Raw genomic sequence first — 15,267 nt, 5'->3', positions numbered from 1 at the left:
CCCGCCGAGGAGTGCACATGTCCAAACACCACCCCGAACCGGATCTGGAATACCTCAAACGCGTCCTGCTGGAGATGCTCGCCATCCCCAGCCCGACCGGCTTCACCGACACCATCGTGCGCTATGTCGCCGAACGCCTGGATGAACTGGGTATCCCCTTCGAACTGACCCGCCGCGGCACCATCCGCGCCACCCTCAAGGGCCGCCAAAGCTCGCCCGACCGCGCCGTCTCGGCACACCTGGACACCATCGGCGCCAGCGTGCGCCAACTGCAAGACAACGGCCGCCTGGCCCTGGCCCCGGTCGGTTGCTGGTCAAGTCGTTTTGCCGAAGGCAGCCGGGTCAGCGTGTTCACCGACACCGGTGTACTGCGCGGCAGTGTGCTGCCGCTGATGGCCAGCGGGCACGCCTTCAATACCGCGATCGACCAGATGCCCATCAGTTGGGACCATGTCGAAGTGCGCCTGGACGCCTACTGCGCGACCCGCGCCGACTGTGAGGCGCTGGGCATCTCGATTGGTGATTTCGTCGCCTTCGATCCGCTGCCGGAGTTCACCGAGAGCGGCCATATCAGCGCCCGCCATCTGGATGACAAAGCCGGTGTGGCGGCGTTGCTGGCCGCACTCAAGGCAGTGGTGGAAAGCGGCCAGCAGCCGCTGATCGACTGTCACCCGCTGTTCACCATCACCGAAGAAACCGGCTCGGGCGCGGCCGGTGCATTACCCTGGGATGTCAGCGAGTTCGTCGGCATCGACATCGCCCCGGTAGCACCTGGGCAGGCCTCCAGCGAACACGCGGTAAGCGTGGCCATGCAGGACTCCTCAGGCCCCTACGACTACCACCTGTCGCGCCACCTGCTGAAACTGGCAGGTGAGCAAGACCTGCCGGTGCGCCGCGACCTGTTTCGCTACTACTTCAGCGATGCGCATTCGGCCGTCACCGCCGGCCACGATATCCGCACCGCGCTGGTGGCTTTTGGCTGCGATGCTACCCATGGCTACGAGCGCACCCATATCGACAGCCTGTCGACCCTCAGCCGGCTGCTGGCCGGTTACCTGCTCAGCCCGCCAGTATTTGCCAGCGATTCCAACCCGGCCAGCGCTTCGCTCGAACGCTTCAGTCACCAGCTGGAGCATGATGCGCAAATGGAAAGCGATACCCGCGTGCCGGCCGTGGACAGCCTGGTCGGCAACAAGAGCTGATGCCTACACGCAGGTGGCGGGTTTCGCGTAGCATGGGGCCACTCCCGACTACAGACCGTCCCTGCGTATGCTGATCCCCTACGACCAACTCGAAGCCGAAACCCTGACCCGCCTGATCGAAGACTTCGTCACCCGCGAAGGCACCGACAATGGCGATGACACGCCGCTGGAGACGCGCGTGCTGCGCGTGCGCCAGGCACTGGCCAAGGGCCAGGCGTTCATACTGTTCGACCTGGACAGTCAACAGTGCCAGCTGCTGGCCAAGCATGAAGTGCCTAGAGAACTGCTCGAGTGATCAACCGGGGTTGCCCCGTGCAGCCCCGCTTACATGTCCCGCTGCTGTTTCTCCTTCGCCTTGATCCGCTTGTACACCTCGCTGCGGTGCACCGGTACGTCACGCGGCGCGCTGATGCCAAAGCGCACCAGCCCGTTGCCCACCGCCATCACCTTGATCTCGATGTCATCGCCGACGGTGATGACTTCGCCAACATCGCGTCCAATTACCAGCATGCTCCGATCCTCGCCGCTAAGGGAAAACCGGAGCCTGCTTCAGGTCTATCTGGCTCCACAATATTGCGCCAGCGAAAGAGACGAGTCCCACTAGCAAAGGTAATTCGCCCTACAGAAATACCTGGCTTTAGCCCTGCTGCAAGCGTGGCCCGAAGACGATGATGGTTGCGCCGAGCACGCACAGCAGTGCACCGAGCCAGTCGCTGCCCAGCGGCCGTATGCGCTCTACCAGCGCCAGCCAGAGCAATGACGAAACGATGTAGATGCCGCCGTAGGCTGCATAGGCGCGGCCCGCGTAGGCGGCCTCGACACGGGTGAGGATCAGGCCGAACAGCGTCAAGCTGAGCAGCGCCGGTACGATCCACCAGGCGCTCTTGCCCAGGCGTAGCCACAGGTAGAAGGCGTAGCAGCCGCCGATCTCGAACAGTGCGGCCAGGAAGAACCAGAAGTAGTTGATCACGCCAAGCTCCTTGGCCCATGAAAAAGGCGCATAGGATACCTGATTGATCTGGGATAACTGGGCGACAGTGCTAGCCTCATCGCGGGGCAACATTGTCACCACACACGCTAGCCCCGACTGCCCGCCTTGGCGCGCATCTTCACCGCCATCTCGGCCATCTCGTCATACAGCCGCTCTGGCGCCTGGCACTTGAGCTTCCACGCCTCGCGCCCGGCCTCATGCGGCAGAATCAGAAACTCGCCGGCGCCAATCCGCTCATGCATGTACTCGGCGATATCCGCCGCACTGATCGGCGAGCCCTGCAACAGCTTGCCCACCTGCGCCTTCATCGCCGGATTCGGCCCACGGAACGAGTCGAGCAAGTTGGTCTGGAAGAACGATGGGCACACCACATGCACCGCCACTTCCAGCTGGCGCAATTCGACCAGCAGGCTCTCCGACAACGCCAGCACGCCGGCCTTGGCCACGTTGTAGTTGCTCATCCCCGGCCCCTGCATCAGCGCCGCCATCGAGGCGATGTTGACGATCCGCCCCTTGCTGCGTTCAAGCAACGGCAAGAACGCCTTGCAGCCCTTGACCACGCCCATCAGGTTGACCGCGATCTGCCAGTCCCAGTCTTCCAGCGACAGCTCGGCGAAGAACCCGCCCGCGGCGACCCCGGCGTTGTTGACGACCACATCGATGCCGGCAAACTTCTCTTCGCAGGCCTGTGCCAGGGCAGTCAGCTGGCTGTAGTCGCGCACATCGCAGCGCTGAGTGAAACCATCGCCGCCTGCGGCGCGCACCCGCTCGAGAGTTTCGCGCAGGCCGGCATCGTTGACATCGGCCAGGGCCAGGCGCCAGCCCTCGCGCGCCCAGCGTAGGGCGATTTCGCGGCCAAGGCCGGAACCTGCGCCAGTGATCATCATTCGGTTGTGCATGGTGCAGGCCTTGTTCGGTGGGCAATGGGCCGAGTCTAGCCAAGGCCTGCATCGAGTTGGTGCGCTATCAGGCTGCTGAATGGGCCGGCATGGCCGCGCACGATCTCCGTGGGAGCGGGCTTGCCCCGCGATAGAGCCAGTACTGACACAACAACATCCACTGCCCGCAACGCCAATTGAATCTTTGCCAAGCGGCGCAGGTCGGAATTGTAAGCGGCCAGCATTCCTAGGCCCCTTCCCCTAGAACAACGCAAGGATTACGCCCATGACCACGATCCTCATCATCATCCTGATCCTGCTGTTGATTGGTGGCTTACCCGTCTTCCCACACTCGCGCAGCTGGGGCTATGGCCCATCCGGCATCATTGGCGTGGTGCTGGTGATCCTGCTGGTGCTGTTGTTGCTTGGCATGATATGACCCAGCCCCCTGGCCTCAGCCAGGGGGCCGTCCTTTCAGACACTGCGAGCGGCCTGGTTGTCCAGTTGCCGCTCAAGGTGTTGCATGGCCTTGCGCAACGCCTGCACATCGCTGCTCAAGCGCTCACGGGCCAAAGGCCGGCTAGCGCAACTCTGCTCGACCCGTTCGCACAGGGCCACTAGGTGCAGGACGCGAGCGACTCTCGCGCCGCCCTTGACCCGATGGGCCAGCTGAGCCAGTTCCAAGGTATCTTCAGCGACCCGTTCCAGGCGTTGCAGGTCTTCTCGGTTACTGGTGCGCAAATCGCCGAGCAACGCCTTGAGCGCCGCTTCATCCTTGCCCACCAAACGTTGAAGATGGTCCATATCCAGCATCAAGGGGTCGTCATCCCTAGCAGTTGCCCGGCAACTGGCCAGGGCTTGCACCAGTTCTTCCAGCCCCAAGGGTTTGAACAGACAATCGTCCATGCCTGCCATTCGGCAGCGCCGGCGTTCTTGTTCCTGGGCGTTGGCCGTCAGGCCGATCAGGCGGCATGCAGGCCTGCGACTGCGCCGCTCATGCTCGCGGATCGCTCGGGCCAGGGCGTGGCCGTTAAGCCGCGGCATGGAGCAATCACTGATCACCACGTCGAAGTGTTCCTTGAGCCACAGGCGCAGCGCCTGGGCGCCATCTTCGGCGACCCGCGCCTGGTGACCGAGGTAGTCCAGCTGCTGGGCCAGCAGCAACCGGTTGGCAGGATAGTCGTCGACCACCAGCACTCGCAGGCGCTCGCTGTCGGCGGGAAACGGCAGCACCGCCGGCTCCAGGCAGGGCTCGGCGGGCAACACTGCCAAACTCAAGCGGATATCCACCTCGGTGCCCTGGCCCAACACGCTGCGCAGGCTTAAGTGCCCCCCCATCATCTCGCACAGGCTACGACTGATGCCAAGACCCAGGCCAGCACTACACCGCGGCGACTGCTGCTGGTTGCTGGCCTGACGAAACGGCTGACCGAGCCCAGCCAACTCGGCCTCGGCAATGCCGACCCCGGTATCCTTGATCTGCAACTCCACCGCCAGCCGGCCATCTCGCGGCACGGCGTTGAGGCGGACCGCCACATAGCCTTGGCGGGTGAACTTGATGGCATTGCTCAAGAGGTTGGCCAGCACCTGTTTGAAGCGCAGCGGGTCAAGCATCACCTGCGCATCCACCTCGCCGTGCATCTGCAAGCGCAGCTCCAGGCCCTTGCCACGCGCCTGCTGCTCGAACAACTGCACCACCCGCGCCACCTGCTCGCGCAGGCACACCCGCTGTGGCGCCAGGTGCAGGTGACCCGCCTCGATACGGGTAATGTCGAGAATATCGCCGATCAACTCCAGCAAACCCCGCGCGGCATCGGTTGCCACTTCGATCGCCAGGCGGTCGAGCACGCCTTGTTCGGCCTTGTGCTGGGCTAGCTCGAGCATGCCCAGCACCGCATGCAGCGGGGTGCGGATCTCATGGCTCATGGTGGTCACAAAACGTGTCTTGGCCTGGTTGGCCGCATCGGCCTGCTGGGTGGCCCGGCGCAACTGAACTTGCAGGCGGCGCAGGTAGCGAATCCACATCAGCGCCAACAGCAGCAACCCCAGCGCCAGGCCGAAGCCGAGCAGGATCTTGCCGCGATAACGTGGCCAGACGCCGTCGGCGACGATCATCGGGTTGCGCCAGCGCCGCACCAGTACATCGGTCTCGCGCGGGGCGAGGCTGAGCAAGGCCTTGTTGAGGATGCCCTGCAACTCAACTGAACCTCGGGCGCTGGCCAGGGCAAAGTGCGCTGGCGACATCGGCAAGCTGGCACTGATGCGCAAACGCCCTGGGTACCAGCGGGCAATCAGCGGACGCGCGTCATCAAGGGTCAATACCGCTGCGGCCGCCTGACCGCGCGCCACCGCCTGCAAGGCCGCCACCGGGCCGGGTACGATCAGCGGCTCAACCAAGGGGTAATGCTGCTTGAGCTCCTCCAGCACATCGCTCCCCCACACCGCTGCCAACGGCCTTCCAGCCAACTGCGCCAGGCTGCTCGGCGCGCGCGGATCGTCACGGGTCACCAGCACCCGTGACGCACTCAGATAGGCACGGCTGAACCCCAGGTACTGCTCCAGCGCAGCACTGCGGGGGATGCCGGCGATCAGCTGCGCCTGGCCCTGGCGCACCTGGTCGAGCATGCGCGCCACGCTGCCGCCCGCCTCCACCTCGAAACGCAGGCCGGTACGGCGGCTGATCAGCTGCAGGATATCCAGGCTCAAACCGCGCCATTGTGCTTTGGCATCGCGGTAGCTCAACGGCAGCAGTTGTTCATCGAGCAATACTTTGACCGAGGGGTTTTCGCTCAGCCAACGCAGCTCGCGCTCGTTCAGTTGCAGCGGTTGAGCTTTATGCGCATTGGCCGAAACAGGGCTCCAGCGTTCACGGATGCGTGCATGCTGACGCTCGGACAGCGCCGCCAAGCCTGTATCGACCAAGTACGGCAAGGGCGAGTCATTTTCCAGCATGGCAAAGCCGATGCCCTGGCGCCCCAAGGCAGCGTGGCCGATTTCCTCGATCCCGCTCAATTGACTGCGCCCCAGCACATAGCGCGCGCCTAAGCCATTACCCAAGTACAGGTCGGCCTGACCGAAGGCCAACGCAGTCAGTGCGCTGAATGGGCTTGGATGCGGATGAACCCGGGCCAGTGGGTAATGCTCACTGACTTGCTCCTGGGTCCGATAGCCCTCGACCATCACCAGATCGAAGGGCTCGGCGCGACGGATGCGGGCGCGCAAGTCCTCTTCCAGGGCCATCAACAATGGCCGGTCTTCACCATACGGCCGCGACAGGCGCAGGTTCGCCTGCAACGCCTGCTGGGCGGTCACCGAGGCGAGCAGATCGATCTGGCCGTCGCGTAACGCTGTAATCGCCTCGGCGAACGAGGCGAACACCTGCACGCTCACCTCAAGGTTCATCTGCTCGGCCAACAGCCCTGCGTAATCGGCGCTGATGCCCTCATAGACCTGACCGGTACCGAGTATGTCGTATGGCGGGTTCTCCCGATTGAGCACGCCCAAACGCAGCTGGCGCCGCTCCCACAGCCAGCGCAGTTGGCTGTTGTCGGGTTCCGGCCGGGGGCCATCGAGGCTGGCGCGGGCATGCAATACCGGGGCAGCGGCGACCGGCAACCACACCCAGGCACACCACACCGCCAGGAACAGGACATTCAGGCGCACCAGTAAGGCATTCAGATGAGCAGATTGCGGCGGGCGAAGTCCGCCAGGTCGATCAGCGAGTTGACCCGCAGCTTCTCCAGCAGGCGAGCCTTGTAGGTACTGATGGTCTTGTTGCTCAGCAGCATCGCTTCGCCAATGGCTTTGTTGCTCAAGCCCCGCGCCAGCTGCTGCAACACCATCAGCTCGCGGTCGGAGAGGCTGGCGATGCACTGCGCCTCGGTGGCGCACAGGTCTTGCTTGTGCACCGAGCTCAGGGCCACTTCAGGGAAATAGGTATAGCCCGACATGACCGCGCGCACCGCCTTGTTCAACTCGCACAAATCGTCGGTCTTCGACACAAAGCCGGCGGCGCCGGCCTGCATGCAACGCAGTGAGTAGGCCTCGGCCAGTTGCGAGGTCAGCACCAGGGCCTTGGCCGGATATTCCAGCGTGCGAATCCTGCCGATCACATCCAGGCCGTCGAGACCGGGCATGGTGATGTCGAGGATTACCAGGTCAGGCCGATGCTCGCGCACCAGGCGCAAGCCATCGATGCCATTGTCGGCCTGGCCGACCACCTCCAGGTGCTCCTGGCGCAACAGCATGCAGACGGTGGAGCGGATGAACGGGTGATCATCGACGACCAAGGCTGTGTACATAGGCTTCCTCGCTGGGCGGGCCGGCCAGGCTAGAGTTCGGCATCGAACACCACCGTGACCTGGCCTGTGTAAGTGCTGCCGGAATAGGCGAGCATGCCGGGCATATCCGCTCGACCAACTTCGAAATGCAGCTGGCCTGGGCGATTGAGGGTGGGCATCGCCGACTCGAATTGCAGCGCCGCCGCGCGGCCTGACGGCAACGCCAGGCGTTCGATGGGCCGGCCTTGGTAGTGCATACCGGGTGGCAAACTCAAGGCCACTTCGACCGGGACCTGATGCCCGTTGTCATTGACGATGCCACAGCGCTCGTCGGCATAGTGCTGGCACAGCTTGTAGACCTTGAACGGGCCAGTCGACCACAGCCGGAACGGCAGGTCGCGGTAAAGCTTGGTTGGGGCTTTGCCGCCGGCCAGCCAGGCGCTCCAGCCGCCTTTGGGTTCGAGTACGGCCCGATCAGAGCCAGGCGGGAACTCGAAGATAAAGGCGTGCCGCACGTCCAGCACAAAATTGACCGTAAGCGAATTACCGCTGAGCGCGCTGACATCGTTGCCGAAGTCAAAGTCGGCGCCAGCACCCATTGAGTAGGTGATGCTGCCGCGATAGGTACCCGCGCGCATTTGATAAGGCGGCGGCACGACCAGGTCATAGGCAATGCTGGTTTCCAGGACCTGTGCATCCACCACCTTGCCTATAGCAGTCCTCCTGTTGAAACTCCAGCAACCTTGTGGCGACTGTGGGTCGCTTATCCTCCACAGGTAGTTGACGATAGCAGGACGCTCTGTAGACAAGGCGCCAACACCGCTACAACCGCCATTCAAGCTACGGTTAGACAGGGGGTGATCGTCATACAGCCAACCGTTGATTTCTACACGCTGGTTGAGCGCCGTCCATTCCAGCGTCGCTGTGCGCGATTCGCCTGTCTGGTCGTTGATAATGTTCACTTGCCGTCGAGCCGGTAGTTGAATGAAGTAGTTGTCCCGAGGATCAGTCGCGCCTTTGGTGGTCTTCTTGATGTAGGTGATAGGAAGATCGACAGTGGTCATGTTTCTGCACGTGTATGTCCAGTAACGGCAAATGCCGCCTGGAGGCGTGGTGTTGTCGAAACGCCCTGAGCCACCCCCGAGGTACTCGGCGGTGAGCGTCACTTCCAGGGCCTGGGCTGCTGGCCAGGCAAGCGCCAACAGCAGCGCGCCTCCCAGTTGCGCAGCTCGGCGCATGGCCTGGATCGGCTCGCGCAGGCTCATCCTTCCACCACCATCTGCTTGCGTTCAGCGCCTTCGTGCAGCTCGAACTGATGCACCTTGCCCACCTGCCCGTCGAACTGCCGACTGCGCCCTGGCAGCAAATGGTGCTTGGTGGCCGGCTCGCAGCCCTGCTCCGCTGCCTGACATTGGCGGAAATGGTCGAGTACCACGGTTGTGTTGCCTTCGTTAGCCACCTGCAGTTGGCCACCTTGGCGTTGCACTGCGGTTTGGAAGCGCGTTTCGGCGGGGCGCACGAACAACAGCGAGCCATATCCGGCCAGCAGGTTAACCCCCACCTTGAGGCTTTCGCGGTACTGTTTGGCCTCCTGTTCGTTCACCGCAAAACCATCACCAGACTCCGGTAACACGGGTACGAAGCGCAAACGAAAGTAGCGCTCCCTGTCCCGTGAACCGCGATACAGCAGGCGCACCGCCTGCATCCCCTGGGCCGGTACGATCAGCCGTGCAGGGCTGGCGACCAGGCCGCGCTGCTCCAAGGGCAGGCCATCGGTATCGATCTCGCGGGGCTCGCCATTGGCGTCATAGACCAACTCGGCGACGCTGATCTTGACGAACGCGGTGGTGTCGCCACTGTTGCGCACGCGCTTGAGCAGGGTGCTCTTGCCGCTGTCGAGGTAGTCGTACAGGGCGCCGACATTGAGCTCGGGCGCGGCGTGCGATGCCAGCGGGGTGAGCAGCAGGGTCAACAGGATCAGCCTGGGAAGGGTCATGTTTATGGGTCTCTTTTTCGACATAACGAGAGTATTGATACCGTGGCGTTGATGGCTATGGCCTAGGTCGCGGGATTGGTCCTAAAACCAGTTCAGAAATTTCCCAAGCACTGTTCTGAAGTTGGTGATTGCATTGAGTGAATGGGGCGCCAGTGCCGGTCTCATCGCGGGGCAAGCCCGCTCCCACGGGTTTTTCGTTGCTTGTCCCGCGATAGGGCCGGCACTGACTCAACCGCGCCGGTTACCCGCAACATCGCCCACCCCAGCCAGGCTCGCCGGACTGCAGGTCTGATCCCCAGCCAGCACCAGGTCGCCTTCGCGTTCCAGCGCCAACAGGTCGAGGCTGAGCAAACAGGCCGCCGCGCCATGCTGGTGAACCTCCAGGCTCGGGGTCGCTTCGCTCATCTCTACGGCGAAGAAGCCATCGGCTTCACTCACCGTGCGGCTGGCGTGATTGATCACCTGAGCCCCCCGCAACGGCCTACCTTTGACGTCGATCAAGCGGCCAATCACGGTAACCGTGCGCAGCACACGCAACTGTCGATAGGCAATCCCACCGCGGTTGAGGTGGTAATCGAGGCTCGAGGGTTGGATCACTGCCGCTGTCGCCTCGCTGCCTTCAAAATCGAACTGCACATGGCCAGCCTTGTAGGCCGCTACCGGAATCACGTTGCGCCCAGGGCGCAGGTTGGCGGTGCTGCCATTGGGGTCGTCGGCGCGCAGCTCCAGGCCATCCAGATCGGTCTCGACATCGACGATCAAACCGGCCTGATGCGGCAGGTACTGGCCACTCAAGGCGGCCTTGCCTTCGCCTACGGCAAGCAGGCTTTCCATGTTCAAGCCACCCGTGAACTCGCCGTTGTAAGAGGATCGCTGAACATAGGCATCGCCATGCACTACCTGGTTTTCAAACTGCGTGTCACCGCCCAGCCCTACCCCATAACGGTCAGCGCTGGCAGTCATGCCGAGGCTGCGCAGTGGGCCGATGTCGACATCTTGCTGGTAGGCCAGGGTAGCGTTGACGTCGCGCCCGCCGTCGCGTGAGGTACGTGTACCTAGACTGGCCGACACCCGCCGCCCGCCCCCACCCAGGCTCATGCTCAAGCTCAGGTTGACCCCGCGGCTGCGCGCATCGCCGGTGCCGACGGTGCCTGGGCGGTCGAACAGTGACAGGCGCCAGTTGGCGTCCGACCCCAGCACCCGGCCGAAATACGACCATCCCAGGTCGACCCCCATACCTTCGCTGGCGCCACTGCTGTGGGAGATGCGCAGGCTGGCAGTGTTGCGCGGATCGAGGCGATGGTTGAGCGACAACGAGGATTGCGTCTGCCTCTGTACGAACGCCGCGCTGCGCGCTTGCCGCGGGCGCGACAGCCAAGAACGGCTGTGGCTGGCGACCAACGAACCGCTGTCATAGGTGTGGATCGCCTGCAGGTCATAGCCACTGCCGTAGTCCTGGGCCTGGTAGACATTGGAGTAGAGCTTGAAGCGGTCGAACACGTCCCAGTCCAGCGAGGTGCCGTATTGCATCATCTGGTCGATACGCTGGGCCGACAGACCGACAATCGCCCGTGGGTGCAGCAGGTAGTTGGCCAACACGCCAGCGCTGAGGCTGTCGTCATGCTCGCGCTCCCAGTTGCTCAGCAGGCTGCTCTGCCGGCCTAGATAGACGTTGTAGCGCCACGGCGCATCGGTGCTGCGCCAGTTGCTGGGTTTGTAGATGAATGCCTGGCTGCGCGAGGTGACCTGGCCGTCCTCGACCAGGCGCACTTCGATTTCATAGATGCCACCGGGCAGCACTTTGGTATCGAGCGTCTGCAAGCCCGGCTGGACAGGCTGACTGTTGATCAGCACGCCGTTGCGGTAGATCTCGGCCACCGCTGGGCGATCGGGGGTGACATAGATCGGCGTGGCGCTGGGCGCGCCGTTATCGATGGCCAGGCTGTCGCTGCTGCCAAACATCAGGCCAAGGGTGGTATCGGGGCTGGTACCCATCAGCCGTGGCTGGCGGGTCAGGCCTTGGGCGCTGGGGGTAAAGTAGCCCAGGCGGTAGAAGTTAGCTTCGACCACGCGCTCGGCGTATAGCTGGTCGATGCGGTAACGGGTGCCTTGCTCGCTGTCGCTGCCACGGTCGAACTGGCCGTCGGCCAAGGCGGTCCAGTTGCCGATACTGCCTTGCCCCTGCATGGCGTAGCGCCCCGTAGTGCCACGTCCATCCCCCACCAGATTGAGCTGATTGCGCAACAGCAGGCCATAACTGCCCTGTGCCGGGAGTTGATGAAAGCGTTCAACCCCTGCTTGCACTTCAGCCTGATTGGTCAATAACGACAACTGGGAATTGACCAGGCTGTAGTGCACGGCGCGTAACCCATCAGGACAATCGGACTGACAGTCTCCCAATGGCCGGGCATTGCTCAGGCGCTCACGCCACAGACGACGTACGCGCTCGGGCTCGCGGCTCTCTTGGGTATCGGTGAATTCGATCAGCTGTACACGTTGGTCGCGGCTGAGCACGACCATGGCATCGCCCAGGTAGCGGCCATCCAGGTCGACCCGGACCGCCAACGGCACGTCGAAGAAATGCGCCTCGAATTCACGCGGCAGACCGTCGATGCGCCCCAGCGCCGTCGCCGCAGCATTTGCCCCACAGGGCAAGGTGGCCAGGCAGACAGCCAATGGCAGCCAACAGCGCAGGACGGCGATCGAGGTGTATTTGATTGGCATGAGCGTCGCTTACAGGCAATACCCTCCCTCCCCTCGACAGGCGTGGAGGACAAGGAGGGCAACAACGAATGGGTTAACCGATAACTGCCCGCTTCAAGGCGCAGCGGTTTCAAACATCATGCTGACCAAGCCTTGGTAGCTGCCTGGCACATAACCGGTGGTAGGCGCGGCCTGGGCATGCACTTCAAAGCCTACGGTGGTGCCGGGGGCAGCCAGGGCCGCACTGACCACTTCGGTCGGCGTGGTCTTGAGCACGGTGCCGGCAACCATGACATCCAGGCCGATGTTGTTGACGCCGCTGGCAATGACCGCAGGCGACACCAGGTAGGCGGTAATCGGCCCCACGGTGCTCTTGACCTGCAACTCCTTGCGAATCGGTTCTAGCTTGGATTGATAGGAGTTCCAGGTCATCTCTTGCGGGTCGTTCATCCAGTTGCCGCCCACAGGCTCGACAAAGAACGCTCCAGTCGGGATCTGAGCGGTGACCTGGACCTGCTTCTCGATCGGGTCAATGGCAAAAGCCGAGGTGGCGCAGCACATGGCCAGGGGAAGGGCGAATAACGTACGTTTCACGAATCTGATCTCCTTGAAGGGCTAATGCCTGCCGGGGGTTCCCGGTCAGCAAGGAGATTATTCAGGGTCGATTCGTCGCGATGAGTAAGACCGTTCCGAGCGGGCTTCGGAAATTTCCCAGCGACCTCAAAACGCCATCAAACTGGCTTGCAAGGCGGATCAGCCATTCACCAACGACAACGCCCCGACTAGCGGGGCGTTGTGGCATTACAGGCAAGGATTAGTGAGAAACCGCGCCACTGGCACCCAGGCCAGTCTGCGAACGGACGAACTGCGGGAAGAACAACGCACGCTCGTTTTCAGCTGCCTTGGACTTGTCGGTGACCGAGAAGAACCAGATACCGACGAAGGCGATGATCATCGAGAACAGCGCTGGGTACTCATACGGGTAGATGGCTTTCTCATGACCGAGGATCTGCACCCAGATGGTTGGGCCAAGGATCATCAGGCCAACCGCACTGACCAGGCCCAACCAGCCGCCGATCATGGCGCCGCGGGTGGTGAGTTTCTTCCAGTACATCGAGAGCAGCAGTACCGGGAAGTTGCAGCTGGCGGCAATGGAGAAGGCCAGGCCGACCATGAAGGCGATATTCTGCTTCTCGAACAGAATGCCCAGGCCGATCGCCAGCACGCCCAGAGCGATGGTGGTGATCTTCGAGACGCGGATCTCGTCCTTGTCGTTGGCCTTGCCTTTGCGCCAGACGCTGGCGTACAAGTCATGGGATACCGCCGAGGCACCGGCCAGGGTCAGGCCAGCGACCACCGCCAGGATAGTGGCGAAGGCCACCGCCGAGATGAAGCCGAGGAAGATACTGCCACCCACGGCATCGGCCAGGTGCACCGCCGCCATGTTGTTGCCGCCCAGCAGCGCGCCCGCGGCGTCCTTGAAGTCTGGGTTGGTGCTGACCAGCAGGATCGCGCCGAAGCCGATGATGAAGGTCAGGATGTAGAAGTAGCCGATGAAACCGGTGGCGTACAGCACGCTCTTGCGCGCTTCCTTGGCATCGCTGACGGTGAAGAAGCGCATCAGGATGTGCGGCAGGCCAGCGGTACCGAACATCAGTGCCAGGCCCAGGGAGAACGCCGAGATCGGGTCTTTGACCAAACCGCCCGGGCTCATGATCGCCTCACCTTTGGCGTGCACCTTGATCGCTTCGGTGAACAGGGTGTTGAAATCAAAGCCCACGTGCTTCATCACCATCAGCGCCATGAAGCTGGCACCCGACAGCAGCAGCACGGCCTTGATGATCTGTACCCAGGTGGTGGCGAGCATGCCGCCGAACAGCACGTACATGCACATCAGGATGCCGACCAGGATCACCGCGACGTGGTAGTCCAGGCCGAACAGCAGCTCGATCAGCTTGCCCGCGCCGACCATCTGCGCGATCAGGTAGAAGGCCACTACCACCAGCGAGCCGGACGCCGACAGGGTGCGGATTTCCTTTTGCCCGAGGCGATACGAGGCCACGTCGGCGAAGGTGTATTTACCCAGGTTGCGCAGGCGCTCGGCGATCAGGAAGAGAATGATCGGCCAGCCGACCAAGAAGCCGATCGAGTAGATCAGGCCATCGTAGCCGGAGGTGAACACCAGGGCGGAAATCCCCAGGAACGAGGCTGCCGACATGTAGTCACCGGCAATTGCCAGACCGTTCTGGAAACCGGTGATCTTGCCGCCGGCGGCATAGTAGTCGGAGGCTGATTTGTTGCGTTTGGACGCCCAGTAGGTAATCCCCAGGGTGAACAGGACGAAGGCCAGGAACATGACGATGGCAGACATGTTGAGCGGCTGTTTCTGCACCTCGCCGGTGAGCGCATCAGCGGCCCACACAGCGGGTGCAAAAACGCCGCAGGCCAGGACGGCCAGGGCTTTGGCTTGGCGGATCATTGCTTGGCCTCCTCGAGGATTGCCTTGTTCAACTCATCGAACTCGCCGTTGGCACGACGCACATAGATGGCGGTGAGGATGAAGGCCGAGAGGATCAGGCCGACACCGAGGGGAATACCCCAGGTAATCGACGAGTCCGGGCTCAGCTTGGCACCGAGAATTTGCGGGCCATAGGCGATGAGGAGGATGAAGCCGCAGTAGAGGCCGAGCATGATCGCCGAGAGAATCCAGGCGAAGCGTTCGCGTTTGGTGACCAGTTCCTTGAAGCGCGGACTGTTCTGTATCGAGAGGTAAATGCTGTCGTTCATTGTTTTTGTCCTAGCAGCACAGATTAGGGATAACCCGCCTGTAACTTTATGCTGCCGTTGGACGCCAACCAGACGACCTTAGTCTTAGATGCAACGGTGTTTTGCAGATTTGGTAACAACAGATAAGCCTGAGTCGCCCTTTTCGCGGGCAAGCCCGCTCCCACAGGGTTCGATGGAGGCCCTGTAGAGCGGGCTTGCCCGCGAAGAAAGCGCATTGGCCGCTGAGCCTCCCAATCCACTCGGCAACCCGCTCAAGATGCTCCCACAAGGCTCGATTGAGGCCCTGTGGGAGCGGGCTTGCCCGCGAAGAAAGCGCATTGGCCGCTGAGCTTCACAATCCACTCGGCAACCCGCTCAAGATGCTCCCACAAGGCTCGATTGAGGCCCTGTGGGAGCGGGCTTGCCCGCGAAGAAAGCGCATTGGCCGCTG

At 62.6% G+C, this 15,267-nt stretch carries 14 protein-coding genes; 3 read left to right on the top strand and 11 right to left on the bottom strand.

What is annotated here, in order from left to right; all coding sequences use genetic code 11:
* The first annotated feature begins 17 nt into the window (after window positions 1-17).
* Together ACI2JX_RS00655 and ACI2JX_RS00650 are read left to right on the top strand one after the other, a co-directional pair.
* Window positions 18-1,202 (top strand): osmoprotectant NAGGN system M42 family peptidase, encoded by a 1,185-nt coding sequence (locus tag ACI2JX_RS00655; RefSeq protein WP_404689133.1) that lies wholly within the window; start codon window positions 18-20, stop codon window positions 1,200-1,202.
* A 67-nt stretch (window positions 1,203-1,269) separates the two neighbouring features.
* A complete protein-coding gene (locus ACI2JX_RS00650; protein WP_186554735.1) occupies window positions 1,270-1,497 on the top strand; it encodes a YheU family protein in 228 nt (75 codons plus the stop codon).
* Between the two features lie 29 nt (window positions 1,498-1,526).
* Here ACI2JX_RS00650 and csrA read toward each other — a convergent pair whose 3' ends face one another.
* From csrA to ACI2JX_RS00635, 3 genes are all read right to left on the bottom strand, one after another.
* Window positions 1,527-1,712 carry a carbon storage regulator CsrA gene (gene csrA, locus ACI2JX_RS00645; protein ID WP_264235153.1) on the bottom strand — a complete coding sequence of 62 codons (186 nt, stop codon included), beginning with the start codon at window positions 1,710-1,712 and terminating at the stop codon, window positions 1,527-1,529.
* A gap of 127 nt (window positions 1,713-1,839) precedes the next feature.
* A complete protein-coding gene (locus ACI2JX_RS00640) occupies window positions 1,840-2,172 on the bottom strand; it encodes a YnfA family protein (protein WP_264235152.1) in 333 nt (110 codons plus the stop codon).
* A gap of 107 nt (window positions 2,173-2,279) precedes the next feature.
* On the bottom strand, window positions 2,280-3,092 hold the full coding sequence (locus tag ACI2JX_RS00635) for an SDR family oxidoreductase (protein ID WP_368973317.1): 813 nt from the start codon (window positions 3,090-3,092) through the stop codon (window positions 2,280-2,282).
* Between the two features lie 265 nt (window positions 3,093-3,357).
* Between ACI2JX_RS00635 and ACI2JX_RS00630 the strand changes: the two genes are divergently transcribed.
* Window positions 3,358-3,510, top strand: coding sequence for a DUF3309 family protein (locus ACI2JX_RS00630; RefSeq protein WP_003252624.1), 153 nt, complete (start codon window positions 3,358-3,360; stop codon window positions 3,508-3,510).
* Between the two features lie 35 nt (window positions 3,511-3,545).
* On the opposite strand, the gene ACI2JX_RS00625 is transcribed toward ACI2JX_RS00630, so the two are convergent.
* The 8 genes from ACI2JX_RS00625 to ACI2JX_RS00590 all read right to left on the bottom strand — a co-directional run bounded on the left by ACI2JX_RS00625 (window position 3,546) and on the right by ACI2JX_RS00590 (window position 14,837).
* Complete coding sequence (locus ACI2JX_RS00625; RefSeq protein ID WP_404689132.1) at window positions 3,546-6,734, bottom strand: transporter substrate-binding domain-containing protein; 3,189 nt, start codon at window positions 6,732-6,734, stop codon at window positions 3,546-3,548.
* A gap of 11 nt (window positions 6,735-6,745) precedes the next feature.
* Window positions 6,746-7,372 carry a response regulator gene (locus ACI2JX_RS00620; protein WP_368973314.1) on the bottom strand — a complete coding sequence of 209 codons (627 nt, stop codon included), beginning with the start codon at window positions 7,370-7,372 and terminating at the stop codon, window positions 6,746-6,748.
* A gap of 29 nt (window positions 7,373-7,401) precedes the next feature.
* Window positions 7,402-8,616, bottom strand: a complete 1,215-nt coding sequence (locus ACI2JX_RS00615) for a hypothetical protein (RefSeq protein ID WP_404689131.1) — start codon at window positions 8,614-8,616, stop codon at window positions 7,402-7,404.
* Window positions 8,613-9,347, bottom strand: coding sequence for a molecular chaperone (locus ACI2JX_RS00610; RefSeq protein ID WP_404689130.1), 735 nt, complete (start codon window positions 9,345-9,347; stop codon window positions 8,613-8,615). The genes ACI2JX_RS00615 and ACI2JX_RS00610 overlap by 4 nt, the downstream gene beginning before the upstream one ends.
* Window positions 9,348-9,575: 228 nt before the next feature.
* Window positions 9,576-12,071, bottom strand: a complete 2,496-nt coding sequence (locus ACI2JX_RS00605; protein ID WP_404689129.1) for a CS1-pili formation C-terminal domain-containing protein — start codon at window positions 12,069-12,071, stop codon at window positions 9,576-9,578.
* A gap of 93 nt (window positions 12,072-12,164) precedes the next feature.
* Window positions 12,165-12,644, bottom strand: a complete 480-nt coding sequence (locus ACI2JX_RS00600) for a CS1 type fimbrial major subunit (RefSeq protein ID WP_368973310.1) — start codon at window positions 12,642-12,644, stop codon at window positions 12,165-12,167.
* 220 nt (window positions 12,645-12,864) lie between these two features.
* Window positions 12,865-14,529, bottom strand: a complete 1,665-nt coding sequence (locus ACI2JX_RS00595; protein WP_186554724.1) for a cation acetate symporter — start codon at window positions 14,527-14,529, stop codon at window positions 12,865-12,867.
* Window positions 14,526-14,837, bottom strand: a complete 312-nt coding sequence (locus ACI2JX_RS00590) for a DUF485 domain-containing protein (protein WP_186554723.1) — start codon at window positions 14,835-14,837, stop codon at window positions 14,526-14,528. The genes ACI2JX_RS00595 and ACI2JX_RS00590 overlap by 4 nt, the downstream gene beginning before the upstream one ends.
* Window positions 14,838-15,267 lie beyond the last annotated feature (430 nt).

It is taken from the genome of Pseudomonas sp. NPDC088890 (assembly GCF_044900155.1).
In the GTDB taxonomy this organism is placed as follows: Bacteria; Pseudomonadota; Gammaproteobacteria; order Pseudomonadales; family Pseudomonadaceae; genus Aquipseudomonas; species Aquipseudomonas urmiensis.
The sequence above is the reverse complement of the archived record's forward strand: the minus strand, read 5'-3'. Positions and strand labels throughout refer to the sequence as shown.

Bases quoted from the DNA above. Each gene is read 5' to 3' on its own strand.
- ACI2JX_RS00655 (WP_404689133.1), top strand. From the start codon at position 18: ATGTCCAAACACCACCCCGAACCGGATCTGGAATACCTCAAACGCGTC.
- ACI2JX_RS00650 (WP_186554735.1), top strand. From the start codon at position 1,270: ATGCTGATCCCCTACGACCAACTCGAAGCCGAAACCCTGACCCGCCTG.
- csrA (WP_264235153.1), bottom strand. From the start codon at position 1,712: ATGCTGGTAATTGGACGCGATGTTGGCGAAGTCATCACCGTCGGCGAT.
- ACI2JX_RS00635 (WP_368973317.1), bottom strand. From the start codon at position 3,092: ATGCACAACCGAATGATGATCACTGGCGCAGGTTCCGGCCTTGGCCGC.
- ACI2JX_RS00630 (WP_003252624.1), top strand. From the start codon at position 3,358: ATGACCACGATCCTCATCATCATCCTGATCCTGCTGTTGATTGGTGGC.
- ACI2JX_RS00620 (WP_368973314.1), bottom strand. From the start codon at position 7,372: ATGTACACAGCCTTGGTCGTCGATGATCACCCGTTCATCCGCTCCACC.
- ACI2JX_RS00615 (WP_404689131.1), bottom strand. From the start codon at position 8,616: ATGAGCCTGCGCGAGCCGATCCAGGCCATGCGCCGAGCTGCGCAACTG.
- ACI2JX_RS00610 (WP_404689130.1), bottom strand. From the start codon at position 9,347: ATGACCCTTCCCAGGCTGATCCTGTTGACCCTGCTGCTCACCCCGCTG.
- ACI2JX_RS00605 (WP_404689129.1), bottom strand. From the start codon at position 12,071: ATGCCAATCAAATACACCTCGATCGCCGTCCTGCGCTGTTGGCTGCCA.
- ACI2JX_RS00595 (WP_186554724.1), bottom strand. From the start codon at position 14,529: ATGATCCGCCAAGCCAAAGCCCTGGCCGTCCTGGCCTGCGGCGTTTTT.
- ACI2JX_RS00590 (WP_186554723.1), bottom strand. From the start codon at position 14,837: ATGAACGACAGCATTTACCTCTCGATACAGAACAGTCCGCGCTTCAAG.